General features: G+C 71.1%; 23 protein-coding genes and 1 pseudogene. 5 read left to right on the top strand and 19 right to left on the bottom strand.

All coding sequences use genetic code 11. The features are described from left to right. The first annotated feature begins 18 nt into the window (after positions 1-18). A complete protein-coding gene (locus tag VM636_RS27105) occupies positions 19-738 on the top strand; it encodes a hypothetical protein (RefSeq protein ID WP_338485917.1) in 720 nt (239 codons plus the stop codon). Here the strand turns inward: VM636_RS27105 and VM636_RS27110 are convergent. From VM636_RS27110 to VM636_RS27120, 3 genes are read right to left on the bottom strand one after another with little or no spacing between them, the layout of a single operon-like run. After that, entirely contained in the window at positions 626-1273 is a 648-nt protein-coding gene (locus tag VM636_RS27110; RefSeq protein ID WP_338485918.1) for a transposase, read from the bottom strand. The two genes, VM636_RS27105 and VM636_RS27110, sit on opposite strands and share 113 nt — an antisense overlap. Then, positions 1270-1968 carry a response regulator gene (locus VM636_RS27115; protein ID WP_338485919.1) on the bottom strand — a complete coding sequence of 233 codons (699 nt, stop codon included), beginning with the start codon at positions 1966-1968 and terminating at the stop codon, positions 1270-1272. Before VM636_RS27115 ends, VM636_RS27110 begins: the two co-directional genes overlap by 4 nt. Continuing rightward, positions 1965-3602, bottom strand: coding sequence for a sensor histidine kinase (locus VM636_RS27120; protein WP_078855604.1), 1638 nt, complete (start codon positions 3600-3602; stop codon positions 1965-1967). Before VM636_RS27120 ends, VM636_RS27115 begins: the two co-directional genes overlap by 4 nt. Positions 3603-3816: 214 nt before the next feature. Here VM636_RS27120 and VM636_RS27125 point away from each other — a divergent pair, with 214 nt between their 5' ends. Genes VM636_RS27125 through VM636_RS27135 form a run of 3 tightly spaced genes read left to right on the top strand, consistent with a single transcriptional unit; the run spans position 3817 to position 6611 of the window. Continuing rightward, positions 3817-4632, top strand: coding sequence for an ABC transporter ATP-binding protein (locus tag VM636_RS27125; protein ID WP_030417669.1), 816 nt, complete (start codon positions 3817-3819; stop codon positions 4630-4632). After that, on the top strand, positions 4622-5512 hold the full coding sequence (locus VM636_RS27130) for an ABC transporter permease (RefSeq protein ID WP_053913181.1): 891 nt from the start codon (positions 4622-4624) through the stop codon (positions 5510-5512). The genes VM636_RS27125 and VM636_RS27130 overlap by 11 nt, the downstream gene beginning before the upstream one ends. Positions 5513-5552: 40 nt before the next feature. Further along, positions 5553-6611 (top strand): ABC transporter substrate-binding protein, encoded by a 1059-nt coding sequence (locus VM636_RS27135; RefSeq protein ID WP_338485920.1) that lies wholly within the window; start codon positions 5553-5555, stop codon positions 6609-6611. Positions 6612-6936: 325 nt separating this feature from the next. Here VM636_RS27135 and VM636_RS27140 read toward each other — a convergent pair whose 3' ends face one another. The 16 genes from VM636_RS27140 to VM636_RS27215 all read right to left on the bottom strand — a co-directional run bounded on the left by VM636_RS27140 (position 6937) and on the right by VM636_RS27215 (position 22882). Next, the gene (locus tag VM636_RS27140; protein ID WP_030417665.1) at positions 6937-7704 is read right to left on the bottom strand and encodes an Asp/Glu racemase; all 768 of its coding nucleotides are present in this window, start codon (positions 7702-7704) and stop codon (positions 6937-6939) included. A gap of 101 nt (positions 7705-7805) precedes the next feature. Beyond that, positions 7806-8609: a GntR family transcriptional regulator gene (locus VM636_RS27145; protein WP_030417664.1), complete on the bottom strand. Its 804-nt coding sequence runs from the start codon at positions 8607-8609 to the stop codon at positions 7806-7808. Beyond that, positions 8609-8914: a hypothetical protein gene (locus VM636_RS27150; protein WP_051821118.1), complete on the bottom strand. Its 306-nt coding sequence runs from the start codon at positions 8912-8914 to the stop codon at positions 8609-8611. Before VM636_RS27150 ends, VM636_RS27145 begins: the two co-directional genes overlap by 1 nt. Further along, a complete protein-coding gene (locus VM636_RS27155) occupies positions 8911-9801 on the bottom strand; it encodes a nitrilase-related carbon-nitrogen hydrolase (protein ID WP_338485921.1) in 891 nt (296 codons plus the stop codon). The genes VM636_RS27150 and VM636_RS27155 overlap by 4 nt, the downstream gene beginning before the upstream one ends. Next, positions 9794-10912 (bottom strand): protocatechuate 3,4-dioxygenase, encoded by a 1119-nt coding sequence (locus tag VM636_RS27160; protein ID WP_030417661.1) that lies wholly within the window; start codon positions 10910-10912, stop codon positions 9794-9796. The genes VM636_RS27155 and VM636_RS27160 overlap by 8 nt, the downstream gene beginning before the upstream one ends. Positions 10913-11055: 143 nt before the next feature. Then, positions 11056-12063 carry a hypothetical protein gene (locus VM636_RS27165; RefSeq protein ID WP_030417660.1) on the bottom strand — a complete coding sequence of 336 codons (1008 nt, stop codon included), beginning with the start codon at positions 12061-12063 and terminating at the stop codon, positions 11056-11058. 80 nt (positions 12064-12143) lie between these two features. Next, positions 12144-12914 (bottom strand): SDR family oxidoreductase, encoded by a 771-nt coding sequence (locus VM636_RS27170; protein ID WP_030417659.1) that lies wholly within the window; start codon positions 12912-12914, stop codon positions 12144-12146. Between the two features lie 64 nt (positions 12915-12978). Next, positions 12979-13176: a ferredoxin gene (locus tag VM636_RS27175; protein ID WP_030417658.1), complete on the bottom strand. Its 198-nt coding sequence runs from the start codon at positions 13174-13176 to the stop codon at positions 12979-12981. A 45-nt stretch (positions 13177-13221) separates the two neighbouring features. After that, on the bottom strand, positions 13222-14484 hold the full coding sequence (locus tag VM636_RS27180) for an NADH-ubiquinone oxidoreductase-F iron-sulfur binding region domain-containing protein (protein ID WP_338485922.1): 1263 nt from the start codon (positions 14482-14484) through the stop codon (positions 13222-13224). Beyond that, positions 14481-15158, bottom strand: a complete 678-nt coding sequence (locus VM636_RS27185) for an isochorismatase family protein (RefSeq protein ID WP_338485923.1) — start codon at positions 15156-15158, stop codon at positions 14481-14483. Before VM636_RS27185 ends, VM636_RS27180 begins: the two co-directional genes overlap by 4 nt. After that, a complete protein-coding gene (locus VM636_RS27190) occupies positions 15155-15967 on the bottom strand; it encodes an SDR family oxidoreductase (protein ID WP_030417655.1) in 813 nt (270 codons plus the stop codon). Before VM636_RS27190 ends, VM636_RS27185 begins: the two co-directional genes overlap by 4 nt. Then, a complete protein-coding gene (locus VM636_RS27195) occupies positions 15964-17370 on the bottom strand; it encodes a Rieske 2Fe-2S domain-containing protein (RefSeq protein WP_338485924.1) in 1407 nt (468 codons plus the stop codon). The genes VM636_RS27190 and VM636_RS27195 overlap by 4 nt, the downstream gene beginning before the upstream one ends. A 20-nt stretch (positions 17371-17390) precedes the next feature. Beyond that, complete coding sequence (locus VM636_RS27200) at positions 17391-17921, bottom strand: 3-phenylpropionate/cinnamic acid dioxygenase subunit beta (protein WP_051821115.1); 531 nt, start codon at positions 17919-17921, stop codon at positions 17391-17393. 156 nt (positions 17922-18077) lie between these two features. Continuing rightward, entirely contained in the window at positions 18078-19205 is a 1128-nt protein-coding gene (locus tag VM636_RS27205; RefSeq protein ID WP_338485925.1) for an MBL fold metallo-hydrolase, read from the bottom strand. Positions 19206-19281: 76 nt separating this feature from the next. Further along, positions 19282-21222: an FAD-dependent oxidoreductase gene (locus VM636_RS27210; protein WP_338485926.1), complete on the bottom strand. Its 1941-nt coding sequence runs from the start codon at positions 21220-21222 to the stop codon at positions 19282-19284. Between the two features lie 91 nt (positions 21223-21313). Next, positions 21314-22882, bottom strand: coding sequence for a hypothetical protein (locus VM636_RS27215; RefSeq protein ID WP_338485927.1), 1569 nt, complete (start codon positions 22880-22882; stop codon positions 21314-21316). Positions 22883-23387: 505 nt separating this feature from the next. Here VM636_RS27215 and VM636_RS27220 point away from each other — a divergent pair. After that, positions 23388-23486: pseudogene (locus VM636_RS27220) on the top strand (IS5/IS1182 family transposase); the annotation flags it as partial. Between the last annotated feature and the right edge of the window lie 126 nt (positions 23487-23612).

A 23612-nucleotide genomic window follows, 5' to 3' on the forward strand; every position in this document is an offset into this window, starting at 1 on the left:
CCCCAGAGGGAGCGGACCATGAACAGCGGCCACAGCATTGCCACCACAACCGCCATGCTCCAAGCCGAACTTCCCCAGCTTGAAGTGCATCAGCAAACGCTGCAGCGGGAACTGGAGCAGGTGACGGAGCGGCTGGAGTCCGTTCGCGAAGCCCTGACCGCGCTCAATGCCCTGGCCGGCACCTCGGTCCCCCAGCCCCGCACGGAGACCGCGGCACCCGCTGACACGGCGGCGCAGGAAGCCCCCGCCGAGCCGGTGAAGGAGCCCACCCCCGAAACGGCACCGGCGGCCGATACGTCCGCGCGGACAGACAAGCCCGCCGTGCCTTCGCGGGCGAAGGCGGCAACCCGCCGCTCCTCGGGTAAGACCGCCGCGGCACCGCGCAGGAAGGCAGCTTCCAAGGCGGCCGACGAGCCGGCGCCGCGCCGCCGGGCGAAGAAGACCACGGGTGCCAAGGCCGCCAAGCCCACGACGGTGTCGGAGACGGCACCGGCCACCGCCGCGGCTCAGGAAGCCGGCGGGCTCACCGAGCAGGTCGTCGCCGTGCTGGCCGGCCGCCCCGACACCCCGCTGCGTGCCCGCGACATCGCCCAGGCGCTCGGCCGTGACGACACCCCGGGCAGCATCAACACCGTACGCAGCACCCTTGACCGCCTCGTCGCCACCTCCCGCGCCCACCGCGCCGGACGCGGCCTCTACCAGGCCCCCAGGAGCCGACAGGTGATCTCCCGGACCTGAGCCGGGAGACGGAGCAAACCGAAAGGCCGCCGCCGCGGGGGTGTGTCCAGTCGACGGCTGAGCTGGGCTGCGGGGATGCAGTGGCTGGTGGCGGGGTGAGGCGTCCTTCGAAGGCGGTCTGGAAGGCGACCTGGAAGGCGTTCAGTGGCGCCTTCCCGCGCACGGTCCAGCGGCGCCGGCCCTTGCCGGTCGGGTCCTGGCTCATCGGCGCCGTGCAGACGCACTCCAGCGCGGCGGCCTCGTTCGGGAAGCGGCCGCGGGCCTGGACCGCCGTGCGGATGCGGGCGTTGACGCTTTCGACCATGTTCCCGCTGCGGATGACCTCGCGGATCTGGACGTCGAAGGAGAGGTACGGAATGCTCTCCTCCACGCGGGTCAGCGTGCGCTGCCGCCCCTTCACGGACTGCGGCTCGAAGGTGCCGGCGGTGTCCCGGGGCACCTTCACCTCGACCGGGCCGACGTCGGTGAGCGGTCTTCGAACGGGTGCCGTTCCGGGAGCCGCCGCTGTTCCGGCCTGCCGCGTCGTGCGGGTCATGGCCGACGTGATTCCGTGCGGGCGTAGCGGTGCTCGGGGCGGCCGGCGTCGCCGTAGCGCAGGGAGAGCCGGAGCGAGCCGTTCTCCTGGAGATGGCGCAGGTAGCGTTGGGCCGTCGAGCGGCTGATACCGGCGCGGGCCGCCACGTCCTGCGCCGACAGAGGGTGCTCAGCCGCGGCGATGACCTGGCAGATCAGGTCCACGGTGGGCCCCGACCAGCCCTTGGCGGGCGGCGCGGCCGTCGTCGCCGGCGTGCGCACGGTCCCGAAGATCCGGTCGATCTGCTGCTGCCCCGGGCTCGTTCCGGCCCCGGCGTCCCGCAAACTGCGCCGCAACTCGGTGTAGCTGTTCAGCCGGGAGCGCAGGCCGTCCAGGGTGAACGGCTTGACGAGGTAGTGCAGCACTCCGTAGCGCAGAGCGGCTTCCACGACCTCGACGTCCTGTGCCGCGGTCACCATGATGACGTCGCTGCGCATCCCCTTCTGCCTCATCCGGCGCACGAGGTCCAGACCACTCCGGTCGGGGAGGTAGTGGTCGAGCAGGAGCAGGTCGACGTGGCGGCTCTCCAGCATCCGCATGGCGTGCAGGGCCGTGTGGGCAGTGCCTACGACGTGAAAGCCCGCCGTCTTGTCGACATAGGCGGCGTTGATCTCTGCGACGTGGAAGTCGTCGTCGACCACCAGGACGTCCATCACGGTGTGTCTCCTACCAGGGCGGGCTGCGTGCGGGCTGCGGATCTCGTGACGATGTCGGGGAACGTGACGGTGAACACGGCGCCGCCGCCGGCCCGGGCGGCGATGCGGGCGGTGCCGCCGTAGCGTTCGGCCAGGCTGCGCACCATCGCCAGACCGAGCCCCCGACCGCGGTGGTGCGGCGCCTCCTTGGTGCTCCATCCCTCTTCGAAGATGGTGTCGCGCAGTGCCACGGGCACTCCGGGCCCGTTGTCGCTCACGCGTGCCACGACCGTGTCCGCCTCGACGAAGACCTCGACCTCCACCGCGGGCTGGGTGGCGTGGGCCCCGAAGACGTCGAGCGCGTTGTCGATCAGGTTGCCCAGCACCGTCACGATGTCCCGGGCGTCGATCAGACGGCTGGGCAACTGGCTGCGATCGGACAGGCGCAAGGTCACGCCCCGCTCGGCGGCGATGGCCGATTTCCCGGCCAGGAGAGCCGAAACCATCGGGACCCGGACGCGTTCCGCGATGTCGTCCGCTGACGCGCGCCGCGCGTGGGTGAGACCGGCGACGTAGTCGCGGGCCCGCTCGGACATGTCCAGGTCGAGATAGCCCAGGACGGTGTGCAGGCGGTTGGCGTGTTCGTGGTCCTGGGCGCGCAGCGCGTCCAGCAGACCCTTGATGGAGTCGAGTTCGCGGCCCAGCAACTCGACCTCGGTGCGGTCCCGCAGTGTGACGACCGCGCCGCCGTCAGGGGTGGGCATCCGGTTGGCGATCAGGACACGGTTCTCACGCACCGTCAGCACGTCGCGTCCGGTGACCCGTCCCGTGAGGACATCGCGGCTGCGTCCGGGCGGAAGGACCTCCTTGAGGTCCCGGCCTTCGGCGTCCTCCTCGAGCGAGAGCAGACGGGAAGCCTCATCGTTCACCAGCCGTACGCGCTCGTGCCGGTCGAGCGCGATGACACCCTCCCGTACCGCGTGGAGCATCGCCTCCCGCTCCGAGAGCAGCGCCACGATGTCGGCGACGGACACCCCGTGCGTCCGCTTGCGCAGAGTGCGGGCCACCAGGAACGCGGCGCCCGCGCCGACCGTGAGGGCCGCGCCGGCGTAGCGCAACAGTCCGGGCAGGGCGGCCATGAGGCGTTCCTGCACGCCGGAGTAGGCGATGCCGACCGACACCGCCCCGATGACCTCGCCAGTGCTGTCGCGCAGCGGGACCTTCGCCCGCGCGGACGTGCCCAGGGTGCCGCGGTCGACCTCCAGGACGGTGTGTCCTTGCAGAGGTGTGGACGGATCCGTCGACACACGATGGCCTACCCGCCGCACATCCGTGTGGGACCAGCGGATCCCGCGCAGATCCATGACCACGACATACAAGGCGCCCGTCGCCTTTCGCGTGCGCTCCGTCTGCCGCTGCACCGGCCCGGCGGGGTCGGGGCCGCTCGACAGCAGACCTGCGGCGATCTCCGGATCGACCGCCGTGGTCTGGGCGATGGCCAAAGCTTCGTGCTCGGCCTGGTAGTCGAGCTGCGTGCGGAGCGGCTGGAGGAACAGGCCGGTCAGCAACAACAGGACGCCCGTGGTGATCAGCAGTTGCACGAGCAGCACCTGGGCGAACACCTGCCTCGGCCAGCCGATGCGCAAGCGGGCCACTTCTGACACCTGCCTTCGGGAACTCACCCCCCGCGCCGGACGTTTCGCCGGGGCGAACGAACCGTAACCGCAGCTGTTTCCGCCAGGGAAGAGCACGGACGGCAGCGCGCCCGTATGCGGTCGGCACAATGCGCAGAATGGCGATTTACGGGAACTGGCGGTGGTTGCAGGCCAAAACTTCCCAGCCCGCGCACCTGTTCCTAACGTCCCTGGCATGACAAGCCCATCGAGCCCGGCCATCGAACTGCGGGGCGTCCGCAAGGTATTCCGTACGCCCTCAGGCGCCTCCCACACCGCCGTCCACGGCCTCGACCTGACCGTCGAGCAGGGCGAGTTCGTCGCCGTCGTCGGCCCCACCGGCTGCGGCAAGTCGACCACCCTGACCCTGGTCAGCGGCCTGGAGGAACCGACCGACGGTGAAGTGATGCTGTCCGGCACGCCCGTGCGCGGCATCGACGAGCGGGTCGGCTTCGTCTTCCAGCAGGACGCCACCTTCCCGTGGCGGACCGTGCTGTCCAACGTGATGGCGGGCCCCCGCTTCCGCGGCGCACCCAAGGCGGAGGCCAGGGAGAAGGCCCGAGCGTGGCTGGCCCGCGTCGGGCTGAGCGCCTTCGAGGACCGCTATCCGCACCAACTGTCCGGCGGGCAGCGCAAGCGCGTCGCGCTGGCCGCCACCCTCGTCAACGACCCCTCGATCCTGCTGATGGACGAGCCGTTCTCCGCGCTCGACGTCCAGACCCGCGCACTCATGTCGGATGAGCTGATGGAGCTGTGGGCGGGCACCGGGTCCTCCGTCGTCTTCGTCACCCACGACCTGGAGGAGTCCATCGCCCTGGCCGACAAGGTCGTCGTCATGACGGCCGGGCCGGCCACGGTGAAGGAGGTCTTCACGATCGACCTCCCGCGCCCACGCCGGGTCGAGTCGATCCGCCTCGAACCCCGCTTCGTCGAGATCTACCGCGAGATCTGGTCGTCGCTGGGCGAAGAAGTCCGCATCACCCGCGAGAGGGGTGCCCAGCGTGTCGCCTGACACCACCGCGGAAGCGGACACCGCGTCGTCCGCCGTGACGGACTCGGGCGGCGTCACCAAGTCGGCCCGTACCGAGGAGCGTGCCCGTGCCGCGCGCCGCCGCCGCGGCATCGTCCTGCTGTCCCGCGCCGCCGTGCTCGTGTTCGTCCTCGGTGTGTGGGAATGGTTCTCGCGGGCCGGGATCATCGATCCGTTCAACTTCTCGATGCCCTCGAAGGTCTGGGACCAGATCCGGCAGTGGGCGCTGCACGGCACCCCGCAGGGCTCCCTGCTCGAACAGATCTGGTACACGCTCTACGAGGCCCTGCTCGGCTGGGTCGTCGGCGTCACCGGGGGCGTGGTGCTCGGTATCGCGCTCGGCCGGGTCCGCTTCCTGGCCGACGTCATGGGCCCGTACATCAAGGTCCTCAACGCGCTGCCGCGGATCGTGCTCGCACCGATCTTCCTCATCTGGTTCGGCCTCGGACCGGCCTCGAAGGTCGCCTCCGCCGTCGTACTCGTCTTCTTCCCGGTCTTCTTCAACGCCTTCCAGGGCGCCCGCGAGGTCGACCGCCACCTCATCGACAACGCCCGCATCCTCGGCGCCCGCGACCGGCAGGTCACCTTCCAGGTCGTCATCCCCGCCGCCACCTCGTGGATCTTCACCAGCCTCCACGTCAGCTTCGGCTTCGCCCTGATCGGCGCCATCGTCGGCGAGTACATCGGCGCGACCAAGGGCATCGGGCTGCTCGTCTCCGCCTCGCAGGGCACTTTCAACTCCGCCGGCGTCTACGCCGCGATGGTCATCCTCGCCGTCGTCGCCCTGCTCGCCGAGGGCCTGCTCACCTTCCTGGAGCGCAAGCTCTTCCGCTGGAGGCCCGCCGCCAGTGAAACCCGCTAGATCCACCCGCCGCCGTACGCCCCGCCCTCAGGAGCCGCACATGTCCCGTCGCACCCTGGCCACCAAGCTCACCACCGTCACGGCGGCCCTGGCCGCCCTGGCCGCCCTCGGCGGCTGTGCCGACCAGGTCTCCTCCGGCACCTCCGACAGCGGCGGCTCGGGAGGCAAGGGGCCCAAGGTCAAGATCATGGTCGGGGGCATCGACAAGGTCATCTACCTGCCCGCGATGCTGTCCCAGCGCCTCGGCTACTTCGAGGACGAGGGCGTCAACGTGGAGCTCCTGAGCGAGCCCGCCGGTATCGACGCCACCACGTCCCTGGTCGCCGGGAACGTCCAGGGCGTCGTCGGCTTCTACGACCACACCCTCGACCTCCAGGCCAAGGGCAAGTCCGTCGAGTCCGTCGTCCAGCTCGCCCAGACTCCCGGCGAGGTCGAGATCGTCTCCAACAAGGCCGCAGGTGAGCTGAAGTCGCCGAAGGACTTCGCCGGCAAGAAGCTCGGCGTGACGGGCCTGGGCTCCTCCACGGACTTCCTCACCAAGTACCTCGGCGTCCACGCCGGGGTGTCCACGGACAAGTTCAGCAACGTCGCGGTCGGCGCGGGCCAGACCTTCATCTCCGCGCTGCAGCAGGGGTCCATCGACGGCGGCATGACGACCGACCCGACCGTCGCGCAGATCCTCGACAAGAAGATCGGCAAGGTCCTCATCGACATGCGTACCCCCGAGGGGTCGAAGAAGGCACTCGGTGGGCTGTACCCGTCGTCGTGCCTCTACATGAACACCGACTGGGTCGACGGGCACAAGGACACGGTGCAGAAGCTCGCCAACGCGTTGGTGCGCACCCTCGAGTGGATGTCCACGCACAGCGCGCAGGAGATCGCGGCGAAGATGCCGAGCGACTACGCGCAGGGCGGCGAGGGCCTCTATGCCAAGGCGATCGAGAGCACGCTCCCGATGTTCACGAAGGACGGCAAGATGCCGGCCGACGGGCCCGCGACGGTGCAGCGGGTGCTCAAGTCCTTCAACCCGAACCTGAAGAACGCCACGATCGACCTGGAGAAGACGTACACGAGCGAGTTCACACAGAAGGCCGGCTGACGGAGTACGGTCGCGCCACGGGCCTACCGCCTCCGAACAGAATGGGGCGGCGGCAGGCTCGTGGCCTCCTGCCCGGGCAAGGCACGGGCGTCGTACGCGCGCCGCGGCTTCCCCTTCCTGGACGACAGCCGGCTCACCCCGGCCCGCGGATGAACCGCGAGCGTGACGCGGCACCTGGCCCGAACAGGTGAACCCGCAGCCGCATGCCACACTCGCGTCACGACGACTACAGCGGCCCCGGCCGGGCCATGGCCGTCTTCCACCGAGATCTGCCGCTCAACGACTCGCGGCCCTGACCACCGGCCGTCACGGGTAGTCGCTCTCCTCAGGCGGTCCCGCCGGCCAACAGCGCGCCCGCGTCCGGGACGACCGGCTCCAGGCCGAGGGATCGCAGGATGCTCCACACGGTGGCGGAGGAGGCGGAGACCACCGGGACGTCGAAGGCGTCCTGCACGCGCTGCAGCGCGGGCAACGACGGCATCTGCACACAGGCGCTCAGCACCAGCGCGTCCACGCCCTTGGTGTCGACCTTCCGCGCCAACTCGGGCAGCCGCGCCGGGTCGAGGCGGCCGACATCGAGGTTGTCCGGGACCTCGAGGCTCAGCGCGTCGTGCACCCGCAGTCCCTCGGCCTCCAGGTAGTCGCAGACCATCGCGGTCAGCGGTTTCATGTACGGCGCGATCACGGAGATCCGCTTCGCCCCGAGGTGATCCAGCGCCTCGGACAACGCGCCGGCCGAGGAGAGCACCGGCGGCACCTCGCGGTCCCCGACCGCCCCGGCGACCGCGGCCGACAGCCGCTGCCGGCTGGTGCGGTGGTACCCCTTGCCCTGCGCCATGATCGCGACCAGGCAGGCGTACGCCATGACGTCCACGTCGGCGTCGCCGAGCTCGACGGCGCACCGGTCGGAGGCGGCGTCCATCGCGGACAGCTGGTCGGGGTGGACCTGCTGCATGCGCATGCGGGCGGAGTGGAAGGTGAACCGCTCGGGCCGGATCCTCTCACGGGCCCGGAGCATGGCCGGGATCTCGGTCTCCATCGTGGTGTTGGAACTGGGGACGATCAGGCCGACGCGGTAGGCGGGCGTACTCATGGGGACATGCCTTTCGAAGGTGGGGCCGGCGGCCGGGCAGGGCAGGCCACAGGGACCGGCGGCGTGCGGGCCGACGGCTGAGGAGGGGGCGGGGCCCGTGGTCAGGTGGCGGAGTGGTGTTCCAGGTTGGAGGTGACGGTGTGTGGCATGGGCACCGCGCCCGGCCGCTGCCATGTCAGCCGTACGGGCCGGGACACGCTGCCGTCGGCCGCGTGCTCCAGCTCCAGGCCGAGGCCGCGGGTGGCGATGAGCAGCGAGTCGAAGCGGTAGTCGGGGTCGATGTCCAGCGCCATGCCCAACGCCGCGTCGATCAGGTGCAGTTCCAGTAGCTGCCGGGCACGCGCACCGTCGCCGTCGCGCACCGCCTCCAGGAACTGCCGGTCGATCCGCGTGAAGTCGTCCGGCACGGTGGGCCGGGACATGTGCAGCCGCTGATGGCGCACGATCCGGGAGTGCTGCTGCGTCGTCATGTCGGCGAGCAGCGGCGGATAGCGGTGCAGCAGGATCGTGTGGAAGCGCAGGTGCGCCTTCTGGAAGTCCTTGGTGCGGGCCGAGACGCGCTCCATCTCCTCCAGCGCGTCGGCCATCACCTCGATGTCCTTCTCGGTGATCTCGCCCACCAGGGCGGCCACCAGTGGCGGTTCGATCAGCAGCCGGGCCGCGTAGGACTGCTCGGCCTGCTCGTGGTGGGCGGGGCTGACGGTCATGCCCCGGTTGGCCTCGGCGACGACCAGCCCGTCGGCCTCCAGCCGGTGCAGTGCCTCGCGGAGCGGGGTGCGGCTGACGGACAGTTCGTCGGCGAGCGTCTGCTGCGACAGCCTTATCCCGGGCGGGTAGACCCCGTCGAGAATGCGCTCGCGCAGCTCGCCGTAGATCTCCTCGACCGTCCGCCCCGATCTGAGCATCAGTGTTCCCTTCCCCCGTTCGGTCCCTGTTCGTCGTCCCGCACATTCTCGCCCCGCTCGGCGTCGTCCCCGTCGGCGCCGAGCTGCATCGCGAACAGTTGGCTGAACTTCTCCGGCCGCTGGGCCGCGACGATCTCCAACTGCATCGCGTCCAGCAGGATGCGGTAGCCCCGCTTGGGCACCGCGATCTCCAGCCGCTCGCCCTGCGGCGTCCACACCTTGCGCAACTGGACACCGGTGAACTCGTTGCCGATGCCGATCCAGTCTCCGTGCCGGACGATGCCGTCGTCCTGGTCGAGGTTCATACCACTGTCTCCGTTTCGGTCCGCCCCACCACGAGGCGCCGCGGGGTACGGGTGTAGGCGTCGGGGCGGGTCTGCTCCAGCACCGGCAGCGTGGCGCGCGCCCGGGTCACCGCGTCCAGGTCCAGTTCGAGGACGCGGTGCGCGAACCGCGCCTCGCCCAGGTCGGCGAGGACCTCGCCCCACGGGGCGACGGCCAGCGCGTGGCCGTACGTCTCGAAGGCGTCCTCGCCCGGCCGTTCGCCGTGGACCGTGGCGGAGGCGACGACATGGGCGCCGTTCTCGATCGCGCGGGCCCGCAGCAGGACCTCCCAGTGAGCGCGGCCCGTGGTCCGGGTGAACGCGGCGGGGACGAGGATCACCTCGGCACCGGCCCGGGCCAGCGTGCGGTACAGCTCGGGGAAGCGCACGTCGTAACAGATGGTGAGGCCCACCGTGACGCCGTTCACCTCCAGGAGCAGTGGTTCCGCTCCGGCGCGTTCGACACCGGAGGCCTCGAAGGACACTCCGCCGACCCGGGCGTCGAACAGGTGGATCTTGTCGTAGGCGCCGAGCAGTTCACCGTTCCGGTCGATGACGAGCGCGGAGTTGGTGAAGCGGTCGGACCTGCGGTGTTTCACGCCACCCAGGACGACCACCGTACCGGCTTCCCGGGCCGCCTGCCGCAGCTCGGTGATCTCCGGGGAGCCGGCGCTGAAGGCGCGCTCCCGCATCTCGGCGTTGTTGCCGAGCATCAGCCCGTTCTCGGGCAGCAGCACCAGCTCCGCGCCGTCCTCGGCGCACCCGCGGACGGCGGCGAGCGCGTGGCGCAGGTTGGCCGCCGGCTCGCGGGTGGCGTGCCACTGGGTCAGCCCGATCCGCAGGGTGCGCCCCTCACTCCTCTCACTCATCGTCGGTGTCCTCCGCCCGCTCGGGCAGCAGCATGTTGACGACGGACCAGCCACCGCCCGACGCCTCCATCGGCTCGTACGCGTACACCTCGCCGCGCACGCCCGGGCCGACCATGCCCAGCATGATGAGCCAGTTCGGGAACTCGTACTGGCCGTGGTCGAGCAGCGCGTACGGCTCCAGGCCGGCGATGTCGGTGCCGCGGCCGGCCTGCAGCATCCGCAGCAGGTACGTGTCGAACTCGACGTCCGCCTTGCCGAACTTGCCCGGGTCCAGCCAGTGCGACAGGCCACCGGTGGCCAGCACGCCGACCTTGAGGTCACGGGAGGCGACGACGCCCCGCAGCACCTCGCCGAACACCCTCGCACCGAACGGTGAGAACGAGCGGCCGGGCTGGGTGATGACCGGCACCACCGGCAGGTCGGGGCGGGGCAGAAGCAGCCTCAGCGGAACGATCTGCCCGTGGTCCAGCGGGAAGTCGGCGGACTCCTCCACCTCGAGCCCCTCCGCGCGCACCGCGTTGACCAGGGCCTCGGCGAACCGCGGTGAGCCGGTCAGCTCGATGCCCAGGTCGGAGCGCTTGAAGAACTCCATGGAGCCGGTGTAGGAGGTGCCGGTGCCGATGACATAGGCGCCGGTGCGGAACGACTGGAAGTGGCAGTCGGCGGTGACGATCAGCACGTCCGGGTCGGCGTTCGCGATGTCCTTGGCGAGCCGCTCGTAACCGGCGAGCAGCCGCCGCACCTGGGCCTCGGGATCGATCTCCGGGCGGGCCAGCAGGTCCGGCACGTGCGAGGCGCCACCGGCGAAGACCAGGCCGGCCGGCACGTCCGGCTCGGGCAGCGGGGTCGTGGTGTCGACGTGGAAGGCGCCCTTGCTGGTGGAGTCGGCCAGGTCGTCGGCGAACCAGCGGCTGACCAGGATGGTGATGCCGTCGGGCAGCCCGGCCGAACGCAGCCGGTCCCGGTCGCCCCCCGCGATGACGGCGGACCACTCGGCGTCCAGGCCCAGCCTGCCGGCGCCCACGGCTGCGGAGTCGGCGCGGAATTCGGCGAGCAGGTCCTGGTCCCGGGCGAGGGTCAGGATCGCCTGCTCCAGTGTGGTGCGGTCCAAGGTGTGCTCCTGAGGGAGGGGAGGGGAGGGGAGGGGCGGTCGGAGGCAGGGGGAGGGGGAGTGACCGGGGCGGGGTGCACGGTCCCGCCCCGGCCGGGGGCCGGACCGAAGGAGAGTGAGGCCCCGCGGCGGTCCGGCGAGGGTCAGACCAGACGGCCGCCTTCGACCACGGCCTCGCCGTCGATGAGGACGGTGCAGCCGCGCATCGGGATGTCGAGGTGCGCGGGGGTCTCACGGTCGGCGAACCGGTTCGGCCCGGTGGACCACATGAAGTTGCCGGCGGTGGACCGCAGTTCCTGCCCGTACAGGCTGCGCGGGTCGTACACGTCGAACGCGGACCAGCGGGCCTGCGGGAGAAGGCCCCAGCCCATGTGGGAGATGGCGTAGACGTCCTCGTCGTCCCAGGCCTCGAAGTAGTCGCGCAGCAGGTGCGCGTCGGCGCCGGGGCCCTCGACCTTGGTGATGAAGCCCTTCTCGATGGAGATCTTCACCTCGTCACGGACGTAGCGCTGCCACGGGATCAGCGCGTCGCCGGGCTGGAGCACGATGACGCCCTCGGCGGTGCCGTCGTGCGGGAAGCAGGCGACGAAGCCGCTCGGCCAGTGGTCCCAGCGGTGCTCCTCGTCGACGTAGCCCCACTGGTGGGTGATGGGCAGATCGCCGCCGGAGATGTCGGCGGTGACGTCGGTGCCGGCGGCGCTGGTCACGTGCAGGGTGGAACCGGCGTTCAGCTTGCGGCCGCCCGCCTCGACCTGATCGCGCAGGCCGGAGTCGCCCATGAGGCGCTCGAGGACGTCGGCCGGCTCGGCGACGAACAGCATCCGCTTGCCGTTGCCGGTGATCCTGGTGCGCACGTCGGAGTGGATGAGTCCGCCGACGGTGACGTCGACGACCATGTCGCACTCGGCGGCGGCCGCGAGCAGCGCCGGCACCTCACGGCCGTCCGCCTGGTACGGCGGCAGCATCGGGTTGGACAGGCTGGAGGCGGTCAGGACCAGGGCCGAGGCGCCCAGGTCGCGGGCGGCGGCGACGGCGGCCTCGACGTACTCGTTCTTCTGGCCGAGTTCGGCGACGACGCCCACCTGCTGGCCGGCGGCCACCTTGCACAGGCGGAGCTGTTCGACGAAGAGTTCACGCAGCGTACGGGGCATGGTGGGGTTCCCAATTCTGTGTGGAGGTTCCGGCTGATGTGGGGCCGCCCGGACCGGCCGGCTCGTGGGGTGGCTCGGTGCTACGGCAGGGAGCGGACGGCGCCGCCGTCCACGACCAGCGAGGCTCCGGTGGTGAAGGAGGAACGCGGCGAGGCCAGGAAGGTGATCGAGGAGGCGATCTCCTCAGCACTGCCCCAGCGGCCCAGCGGGATGTCCTTGACGATCTTCTGGACCTCCTCGTCCTCGCTGGTGCCGTTGCCCGCGGACTTGGCGGCGACGATGTTGCGCATCCGGTCGGTACCGGTGGCCCCCGGCATCACCTGGACGACCCGGACACCGGCGGGGGCGACCTCGGAGGCGAGCTGCTTGGCCATGGCCGCGACGGCGGAGCGGAAGGAGGAGGACAGCACGCCGCCGGGCGCCGGCTGGCGCACCCACGTCGAGGTCAGGAAGACGAGGGTGCCGCTGCCCTGCGTGACCATCTGCCGGGCACCGGCCCGGGCCAGCTGCACCGCCGGGCGCAGCAGCAGGTCGTAGGCGGCGCTCCAGTCGTCGTCGGTGGTGTCGAGGAACGCGCCGAGCGGGGGGCCGGCGGTGTTGACCACCAGGGCGTCGAGCCGGCCGTGCTCGGCGACGGTGTCGGGCACGAAGCGCGCGGTGGCCTCGGCGTCGGCCAGGTCGAGCTTCACCGGCAGGATCCGGCCGGGCGTGGCGTCGTTGACGGACGGTGCGGTACGGGAGGCGGCGACGGCGGTCGCCCCCTCGGCGGCGAACTGGCGGGCGACGGCGGCGCCGATGCCGCGGCTCGCGGCGGTGACGGCGACGACGTGGCCGTTGAGGCCGAGATCCATGGGTCCTCCTGCGCGATGCGGGTGGTGCGGGCAGTACGCTGGTGCGACTGCGGGGCGGGGCCGGTCAGGCGTCGATCAGGGTGATGGCCTTCTCGGGGCAGTCCGCCATGGCGGTCTTGGCGGCCTCGATGTCGGCCTCGGCGACGGTGCCGTCGCCGACGACGGAGCCGTAGCCCCACTCGTCGAGCCGGAAGACCGACGGGCAGTGGTCGGCGCAGGTTCCGTAGGCGTTGCACTTGGTGGCGTCGACTGCGGCTTTCATGTGCGCTCCTCGGTTCGTTGCGGTGGGTGTGGTCGGAAGGGGGCGTCAGGCGCCGGCCGGGAACGCCTCTGGGTACTCGGCGACCGCCGAGCGGGCGAGGGCGGCCGCGCCGTCCAGGAAGGCGCAGGCGCCGCGCCTGGGGAGCGTGTCGCCCCAGCGGGCGAGCTTGTCGCGGTCGTCGGCGCTGCCGCCGCCGTCGGCGAGCCGGGTGAAGGCGTCCCGGATGGACTTGGTGCCGTTGACGCACACTCCGCACTGGCCGGCGCTCTCTCGGGCGTACCAGGCGGCCAGGTCGGCGGCGACCCGCAACGGGGCGTCGTCGGCGCCCAGCGCGGTGATCGAGCCGCAGCCGAGGCCGCTGCCGAGGGTGCGCAGGGCGTCGTAGCAGCAGGGTGCGTTCTGGGCGCGGGCGCGGCGCAGCACGCCGCCGAACCAGCCGCCCACCAGGAACCCGTGGGCCTCCTCGGCCAGGCCACCGCCGACCTCGTCGAACAGGTGCCGGATCGTGCGGCCCAGCGGTACCTCGTAGACGCCCGGGGCGCCACAGGCGCCGGAGAGCGTGACCAGGGCGGTGCCGGGCGAGGCGTCGGTGCCCTCGGCGCGGAACGCGTCGGCGCCGTTGCGGGCGAGCCAGGCGGCGTGCGCGAGCGTCTCCACGTTGGAGACGAGGGTGGGGCGGCCGTCGACGCCGCTCTCGTGCGGGCGCGGCGGCTTCGCCGTGGGCAGCGCCGGGCCGCCGTTGAGGGAGCGGCACAGGGCGCTCTCCTCACCGGCCACATAGGTGGGGTCCACGGCGTGGATCTCCACCTCGCGGGCGCGGTCGTCACCGGCGACGGCCAGTTCGTCGAGCGCGCCCTGGACGGCAGCGACCGTCTCGGGGTGCGAGAGGTAGACGACGGCCCGTCCCGCCCCCACCGTGCGGGCGGCGAGCAGCAGCCCGTCGAGCACCAGGTGGGGGCGGTGGGTGAGCAGCCAGCGGTCCTTGCCGGAGGCGGGCTCGCCCTCCTCGCCGTTGGCGACCACCACGCGGGGGCCCTCGCCGGCGGCGACGCCGCGCCACTTGATGTGCGCGGGGAAAGCCGCCCCGCCCCGGCCGCGGAGGCCGGAGCGCTCCAAATCGTCGAGGAGACCGGTGCCTTCGGTGCCCGGCTCGTACGTGCCGAGCGCGCGCTCGGCGGCCAGGCCGAGGCGGGCGTCCTCGCTGCCGGCGACGACCAGACGGGGGATGACCGCGGGGTGGACGGCGGCACGCCGGCCGATGGCGGTGCCCTCCGCGTGCGGCCCGGCGAGTACGGAAGCAGGGGTCACGGTGCGACACCTCCGGTGGGCGGTGCGGGTGGTACGCCGGGCAGCAGGTCCAGCGCTTCCTCGAGTCCGATGACGTCGCCGTACTTGGCGTCGATGTCGAACAGGCTTGCTTCATGCGGGCCGGCGGCGCGGTCGCCCACGCAGTCGGTGACGACGAACGCCGGGTAGCCGGCGGCGCAGGCGTCCACCGCGGTGGCGCGGACGCAGCCCGAGGTGGTGGCGCCGGTGATGATCACGCTGTCGGCGCCGAGGGTGGCGAGCAGCGTGGTCAGGCCGGTGTTCGCGAACGCGGAGGCGGCGCGCTTGACGACGAGCGGTTCGTTCTCGGTGCGGCCGAGGCGGGCGTCGAGCTCCACCCAGGGGCTGCCGTCGAGCAGCACCTTCATCGCGGGCATCTTGCGCAGCCAGACCGCGCCCTCGATGCCGTCGGCGGCGAAGGCGATGGTGGTGAACACCACCGGGGTGCCGGCCGCGCGGGCCGCGTCCAGCAGGGTGCGGGTCGCGGCGACGACGGCGTCCAGGTCGCTGCCGGGCGGGCAGTCGGGGTCGGTGAACCCGTTGATCAGGTCGACGACCACGACGACCGGGCGGCTGCCGGGGGCGAGGCGGCCGCCGAGCCCGCGCTGTGCGTACAGCGCGCGCACGGCCACCTCGCCCTGAGCGGTGGCGCTCACAGTTCCTCGCCCCCCGACGGGGAACCGAGGCCCCGCGTCAGCAGCCCCGAGTCGGCGACCAGCACGCTGCCGGTGACGGCGGCCGTGTCGGATGCCGAGGCGAGGGTGACGTAGAGCCCGGCCAGCTCGTCGCCGGTGGGGATCCGGCCGAGTGGCAGCGCCTGCTCGGTGCCGGGCAGCACCGCGTCCCCGGGCGCCTGGCCGAGGGTGCCCAGGCCGGTCATCACGGTGGGCAGGACGCCCGGCGACACCGCGTTGACCCGCACCTCGGGGGCCAGCTCGTGGGCGAGCTGCCTGACCACGCCGAGCAGCGCGTGCTTCGACGAGGTGTAGGGCACCCCGCCGCCGCCGGGCGCGTGGGCCGCGTACGAGCCGGTGAGCACGGCCCGGCCGCGGGTGGCCGCCAGATCGTCGAGCACGGCCCGGAGACTGACCAGTACGGAGCCGACGTTGATCCGCCAGCACTCCAGCAGGGCCTCGCCCAGCCGGTCGCCGGACAGGTCGGTGAACCGCACGTTGTGGTCGTAGACGCCGACGCAGGACGTGTACACGCTGATCTGGCCGAAGTGCCGGTGGGCGGCGGCCACCATCTCCTGCGACGTCTCCCAGTCGAAGGCGTCACCGGGGACGGTGACCAGCTCCGCCGGAGAGCCGAGCGATGCGGCCAGGTCTGTCAGCGGGCCGGGCCGCAGGTCGGCGGCGACCACCCGGGCGCCCTCGGCGAGGTAGCGGCGCACCACGGCCGAGCCGAGTCCGCCGGCCGCTCCGGTGACCAGGGCGATCTCGCCCCGGAGACGTCCGCCGCTCATGCCTGGCTCTCCTCGCCCGTGTCGGCGGCGTCTTCACCGAAGGCCAGGGAAGGCCACTCACCGGGTGCGGAGCGCATCATCTCGGCGTAGAAGGTGTACAGGTTGCGCTGCACGCCCTCCTCGTAGCGGGTCCACTGGACGCGGCCCGGACCGGGCCACTCCTTGACCGGCTTGGAGATGCCGACGCCGGGCTTGCCCATCTCGTAGTTGAGCTGGAAGTCGAGCAGCTTGGCGGCGGTGGAGGAGCCGGTGCGGCTGACCGTGATCCACGGTTCGGTGTCGTCGACCTCGAAGGCGCCGCCCATGGAGAACGTGCCGAGACCGGCACGGTAGGCACGGTCCTTCTGCTCGGGGGTGAGGTTCTTGTAACCGGCGAACCAGTTCCACACCTCGACCTGGCCCGGGCCGTGCGGCTGCCAGGTGCGCAGGGTGAGGATGCCGACCGGCGGGTGGTGGGAACCGTCCTCGGTCATCGGCAGGGCGAGCATCGAGAAGTTCGGGAACACGTTGCCGACGAACACCCGGGACCGGCGGGCGACCTCGAGCTGGTCGGCGCTGATGTTGGTGGTGTTGAAGGACTGGGCCAGCTCGTCCGGGAAACCGAAGTAGTTCGGGCCGGGCTCGTCGGCGTCCTGCGCCATGGAGAACGACAGGGAGTGTCCGGGTGAGGCCTGGATGTGATAGCCCATCATGTTCTCGTGGAACGGCACCGGAAAGGCGCCGATCTCCCACACGGAACGGTGCAGCGTACCCAGGTGGTAGTCGTCGCCGGAGAAGTTCTCCGCGCCCGACTTCCAGTTGGCGTCGATGACGAATCGCTGCGGCGGGCCGAGCACCTCCACGCCGTGCTCGTTGAGCCCGAAGACGAGGTCCAGGTACCAGGCCATGCCGCCCAGGTACTCCTTGAGCGGCGGCGCGCTCTCGTCGAGCGTGCCGAAGACCAGGCCCTGGTACGACGCGACCTTGGCGGCCGAGGCGAGACCGTTGCCCTCCTTGGACATGCCGCCGAAGGCGTTGCGCCACAGCGGCGCGCCCACCAGGTTGCCCTTGGTGTTGTACGTCCAGCCGTGGTACGGGCAGCGGAAGTGGGAGGTGTTGCCGGAGTCCGACCGGCAGACCTGCACACCGCGGTGCCGGCAGGCGTCGAACAGGACGTTGATCTCGCCCTCGTCGTCGCGGACGACGATGAAGTGGTCCTCGCCGATCTTGCGCAGGACGTAGTCGCCCTTGGCGGGGATCTCGGACTCGTGGGCGAGGAAGACCCAGCAGCGTCCGAAGACGTTCCGCAGTTCCTGGCGGTACAGATCCGGATCACCGAAGATCGAGGCGGGGATGACCCCCTTCTCGGCCCCCTCGGTGACCGCGTTCAGCAGTTTCGCGCTGGAGTCGGTGTGGCTCGTCATGGTGCGCTCCTCGGCGGGGATCAGAAGAAGATCGCCAGGTTGTGCGTGCGGATCACGGTCAGGTCGAGCAGGACGTCGCGGCGCAGCAGCATCAGCCGGCCGTCCTCACGGCGCAGTTCGTCGTGCCGTTCGGCCGACAGCAGCTGCGGGACGCTCTGGTCCTGGCGGGTGCGGTGCAGCAGCAGGTTGCTCTTGACGGCGATGACGTCCGGGGCGTCGGTCCGGCGGGCCCGTACGTTGGTGACGAAGTGCCGGATGCGGGAGGGCGGGTCCTCGGCCCAGGCGTAGGGCGTTTCGTTGCGCGTGACCCGGCTGTCGAGGGAGCCGTAGGTCTCCAGCAGGTGGTAGGTGTCGGGCGAGAACCCGCGTCCCCGGGCCCGCTCCACGGTCTGCCGCAGCGGCACGGCGTAGGTGACGTCACGGCTGACCATCGTCTCCAGCCATTCCCGCTCGCGCAGATCGTCCAGCAGTTCGGCCTCGGTGTGGATCCAGTCCAGGACTTCCGCGTACAGGGCGGTGTCCGCTGTGATCCGAGGGAGGGTCGAGTCCATCCGTCACACTCCTCTGGGATGAAGTGAATACACTTTTGCATGCAGTGTTGGCCAACCTCAAGAGGCAGCCGGGAAAAGGTTTTGCGAATCAGGGCCCGCGCGGCACGGATCCGCCGACCCGCCGAGCGGGTGCGCGGTGGCCGAGGGCGGGTGCGGTCAGGCCAGCTTGATCCGCTGGAGGTCCTCACCGACTATGACCTCGCCGTCATAGCCCTTCTGCGCCCACTTCTTCCACTTGGGGACGTCGACCGATGGGCGGGTGACGTCGGCGATGTGCGAGAGCACGAGCATGCCGGCCCCGGCTCGCTGCGCGATGGGGCCGACCTTCTGCACCTCGACGTGGGACTGCAGCAGGTGGTCGACGAAGACCGCCGGGGCTTCCAGGCCCTCGACGCTGATCGCCTCGTGGACCAGCACGTCCGAGCCCCTGGCCAGCGCGATCAGGTTGTCGCTGTAGGTGGTGTCGCCGGAGAACGTGACCGAGCCGTGGTCGGTGTCGAAGCGGAAGGCGAAGGCGGGGAACACCGGTCCGTGCGGCACCAGGATCGCGGAGACCTTGACGCGGTCGTCCTCCATCACGACGAACGGCTCCATCAGGGGCGCGGTTTCGGTGTAGGAGGCGCCGACGTCGGGGAGTTCGATCTCGTGCACGTCGGCGAGGGCGCGGATGTCCTGGATGCCCATGTCCCGCAGGAAGACGTTCGTGCTGTAGGCGTACGCCGCGTGGCAGCCGTCCGTCAACGCCTTCAGGCCCGGAGTGGGGTTGTCCGGGTTGACCGTCGGCGCCTGTCCGCCACCGAACTTCGGCGGGAGCCCTCCGGCCGGTCCGGGGCCGTAGACGGGGACCGGCCCGATGAGCTGGGCGGGGGCACTGTCGCCGAGCAGGAAGAAGTTGTAGTAGTCGGCGACGTGGTCGGCGTGCAGATGCGTGATGAAGATCCCGCTCAGGGACGCCAGGTCGAGACCGGCGCGCATGTACTGGGTGACGGCCGCGCGCCCGCAGTCGATGACGTAGGTCGCACCGTCGACGACGAGCGCGGTGGAGATCCCGGCCCGCAGCGGGTCGACAGGAGGCCCCGCCTTCGTGCCCAGCAGCACCAGTTCGAGCGCACCCCTTTTGTCCTTGCCGGGCCGCCCGGCGGATGCGGTACGGGTGGCTGCCGCCGCTGTCGCGCCGGAGAGGCCGACGACCACCGGGGCGATACCGAGTGTGGTCAGCAGGGATCGTCTGCCGACCCCGTGGGCGGCGTGGGCCGGAGTGTCGGAACCGCAAAGGCTGCACATGAGCATCCACCTTGCTGAGGGCTTGATGAAGGTATGCGGGGAGTGGGGGGCCATGACCTTGGAGAACACTCGTGCTTCAGACCCGGCGAGCCGTGAAGAACGCCGTGTGCAGGGCGTCGTAGACCCGGCCGGGCCTCACCGCGGAGCCCACCGCCGACACCGGCACGCCGGCCGCGCGCACGGCGTCCACGAGGCCCGTGCCGCCAGGTTCCCGGCCCAGCGCGAGCACGGCGGCATCGGCCGCGAGCACCTTCTCGGACCCGTTCGCCGCCCGCACCCGTACGCCGTCCGCGGCGACGCCGACCGCCTCCCAGCCGGTGTGCGTCTCGACGCCGGCCTGCGCCAGCCGGCCGGGCAGCAGCAGGGCGTCGTACTTGACCTCGTCGCCGCGCAGCAGCCGCTCGCTCCGCTCCACGAGGGTGACCGAGGTACCCGGCAGCTCCGCCAGGCGCAGCGCCGTCTCGCACCCCTGGAAGCCGCCGCCGACCACCACGACGTGGCGTCCGGACAACTCCCCGCGGCGGGCGGTGACGTCCCCGGGCAGCAGCGCCAGGGCGCCGGCCGCGACCTCACCGGTGAACACCCGCTGCGGGGCGCCGGTGGCGATGACCACCTCGTCGAAGCCGCCGGTCAGCGCGATGGCGTCGGCGGCCTCGGCGCGCACCTCGATGCCACGCCGGGTCACCTCGTGCACCAGGTGGACGCGGAGCGCCGCCAGGTCCTGTTTGACGGTGGAGCCCACCGCGTGGTTCAGGGCGCCGCCCAGCTCACCAGGCTCGAACACGGTGACGTTGTGCCCCCGGTCGTGCAGCACGGCCGCCGCCCGCAGCCCGGCCGGGCCGCCGCCCGCCACCGCGACCCGCTTGGCCTCGGGCGCGCGCACCACCGGGAAACGCCCCTCCTCGGCCACCTCCGCGTTGACCGTGCAGCCCACGCTGCGCTTGGCGTCGATCCCGCGGTCCAGGCAGCCGTCGTTGCACCGGATGCACGGCACGATCTCCAGGTGACGGCCCGACAGCGCCTTGTTCGCCCAGTCCGGGTCGGCCAGCATGGCCCGGCCGAGCGACACGAAGTCGGCGCTGCCCGAGTCCAGGATCTCCCCGGCGATCTCCGGGCTGACCAGCGAACCGGAGGCGATCACCGGGATCGACACGGCTGCCTTGAGCTTCTCCCAGCCCCAGCGGTGCGGCTGACGGGGCATGAACCAGGAGCTCACCTCCCACTCCATCCGGGCGTGATGACCGCCGGAGGCGTGGATGACGTCCACCCCGTGCTCTTCCAGCAGCCTGGCGAGGTGCACCGACTCCTCGATGGTGATGCCGTCGGGCTCGTAGTCCGTGACCGACATCCGCACGCTCAGCGGGAAGTCCCGCGGCACCCTGGCGCGAACGGCGTCGACGATCTCCAGCAGTATCCGGGAACGGTTCTCGAAGGAGCCGCCGTAGGCGTCGGTGCGGTCGTTGGTGTGCGGGGACAGGAAGTTGGTGATCATGTAGCCGTGGCCGGCGTGGATCTCCACCAGGTCGAACCGGGCCTGGTACGCCCGTTGTGCCGCCTCGCCGAAGCTCCGCACCACGCCCGCGATCTCCTCCAGGGTGAGCGGCTCGGGCCGGACTCCGAAGGAGGCCTCGACGACGTCCCAGGAGGATCCCGAGGCGGACTTCATCGGGCGGGTGCCCAGGAACTTCTGGCGTCCGCAGTGCACGAGTTGCAGTCCGATCGCGGCCCCGGTGGAGCGGACCTCGTCGGCCAGCCAGCCCAGGCCGGCGACGTGGTTCTGGTTGGCGGCGCCGGGCTGGCCGTGGACGGACTTGCTGGCGTCGTCGTCGACGTAGGTGTACTCGACCATGACCAGGCCGGTGCCGCCCTCGCCGAGCCGGCGGTAGTGGTCGACCGTGCGCTGGGTCACGGTGCCGTCGGGGTTGCAGGTGCCGGTGGTGTTCGGCGACTTGACGACGCGGTTGCGCAGGGTCAGGGAGCCGATGCTGCCGGGACGGGACAGACTGATGAGAGCCATGTTGGTGTCTCCTGCGACAGGTTCATGCCGTTTGTCACGTGGGGCGGAATTCTCTTTGCTCTGGGTGGTGTGCGGCCGGACGGGGCGCGGGTCAGCCGCGTCCGGGCACCAGGGACGCCGTCGCGCACTCGTCGCAGACCGGCGCGTTGCCCGCGGCGGCCTCACGGTCCATCTCCACCACGACGTACGACTTGGCGCAGCGGTGGCACTCGGCGCGGACGGCCCCCGGGTCCGCCACCTCGTCACGCGGGTCCGCGTGGCCGCACGCGGGGACGCGGCGCGCCAGGACCACGGCTCCGTACAGCACGGCACTGACCACGAGGGTGACCAGTTGGGCGGTGCCGGCGAGCGCGGCGGGCACGCCGGGCGCCTCGACCAGGTAGATGCCGAGGGCCGAGGAGAACACCCAGACGCCCAGCCCCCAGGTGACCCGGGGCAGCCTCAGGGCCCGGAACTCGGGTCCGTGCGCGCGGTCTTCGGGCACCAGCGCATAGTGGGTGAGCAGGACCGCCACCCAGCTCACGACGAAGACACCCTGCCAGGTCAGCGCGTCCTGCAGATAGCTGAAGACGTCGGTGAGCATCAGCAGGAAGACCACGGCCGAGGTGCAGGCCACCAACAGGACGCGGTTGATGCGCATCCCCGCGAGGTTGGTGACCAGTCGCCCCCAGTTCGCGGACGCCTGGTAGTAGTTGAGGCTGTTGATCCGGGTCTGGGAGGCGACGATCAGGATCAGTCCCGCGATGCCGAGCGTGGCGAGGATGGCCTCCACCACGCCGGTCTCGGCGGCCGGCTGGCCGGGTATCACGGAACGGACGAGGAAGATGCCGACAGTGCCGTTGACGGCGTACAGGCAGACGTAGAAGACCCAGCCGAAGGTGACGTTGCGGTGAAATCCCTCGTCCGTCTTCTTCGCCATCCGTGCGAAGTCCACGTTCATCAGCATGTTCAGGTAGCAGCCCATGTACAGCACCGAGGCGAGCAGCCAGCCGGGCATCGCCCGCGCCTCCTGCGGGACGATGCCGGAGAACGACGTCCAGTCGGAGGAGGCCGGGAAGCGGACGGCGGCGGCGATCACCGCGGCGACGATGCCGGCCACGTAGAGCGGGAGCAGGACGGCGTTGAGCTTCGCCATCCAGGTCTGCACACCGCCGAACATCAGCGGCAGCATGGCGACCACGACGATCGCGTACCAGATACGGATGTCCCACGAGGGCGTGTAGTGGTGGAAGGCGACGGCGAGGGTGCTGGACTCGAACACCGCGTAGTACGTGGTCGTGGCGGCGATGAGCAGCGCGGTGAGCGAGGCGCCGAGCACCCCGAACATGCGGCGCGACAGCAGGGTGCTGTTCAGGCCGCTGCGCAGGCTCCAGCGGGTGAACAGGTGCGCCATGAGGGAGAACGTCACCACCGAGACTCCGATGGCGATCAGGGCGTCGACCGTGCCGTAGAGGCCGGCCGCGAGCGCGCCGTAGAACAGCCAGACCATCGCGCTCAGCAGGGACCAGTACGACATGGCCAACTGCCAGCGACCGACCCGCGCGGTCAGGGGGACGACGTGATTGACGTAGTCGTCGGCGCGCTGCTCGGCGACCACCGCCGGATCGTCGGTGCATCTGGTGCGCAGCGGAGACGGGGGTACTTCCTGGGTCAGCGACATGGTCGCTCCAAGGGTGGTGGGTGAGGAAGCCACGAGGAGTGCACACGAAAGTGCATGCGAAAATGAATACACTTCTGGGTCCAGAGTGTGTCAACCCTTCGTCCGAAAGAGTTTGCCTGCCGCCCACGGGCCGACGACCGGCGCCCATGGGCCCGTTGCCGTATGTGCGGGTTCCTGACCAGCCCTGATACGTGAAGCGCGCCGACTTACGCATACGGTTCGAGATCTCTGAGGTCTGGACCCGCATGCGGGCAGGACGGCGTGTCCGCGACCAGGACAGGGAAGGAACTGCTGGACGGGCGAACGAGCCGTGGCCGAGCAGGCCGCCAGCGGCCAGGGCACGGGTGTGCCGGTTGCCCCGTTGCGGCGGTGATCCGACCGGTGAGGAAGGGCCCCGTTGACTGCGAGAATTACCAGCACGGGGTGACGTCCCGCTCCGGATCTGCGTCGACGCGCACACCATCTGGGTCGGTCCGGGCGGCGGACGGACATGGTGCCGGGGGGCCGTGGCTACGGCCACGACAAGTACCGCCGCCTGGTCCGGGATCCCGGCGTGAGGCCACTGATCACGCGCTGCGGTGCCGTGCATGGCTCCGGGCTCGGGGCTCCGGGCTCCGGGCCCAGCGCTCAGGGGTGGAGCGGGCGTTCGCTTCTCTGTACTGGTTCCGCGACGAGGGCGGGGGCCGCGCCTGGAGTCGTTCTTCGACTGGGTGCGTCGCGGTCCTGCGCC

Origin of the sequence: Streptomyces sp. SCSIO 75703, assembly GCF_036607905.1 — a bacterium.
GTDB lineage: Bacteria > Actinomycetota > Actinomycetes > Streptomycetales > Streptomycetaceae > Streptomyces.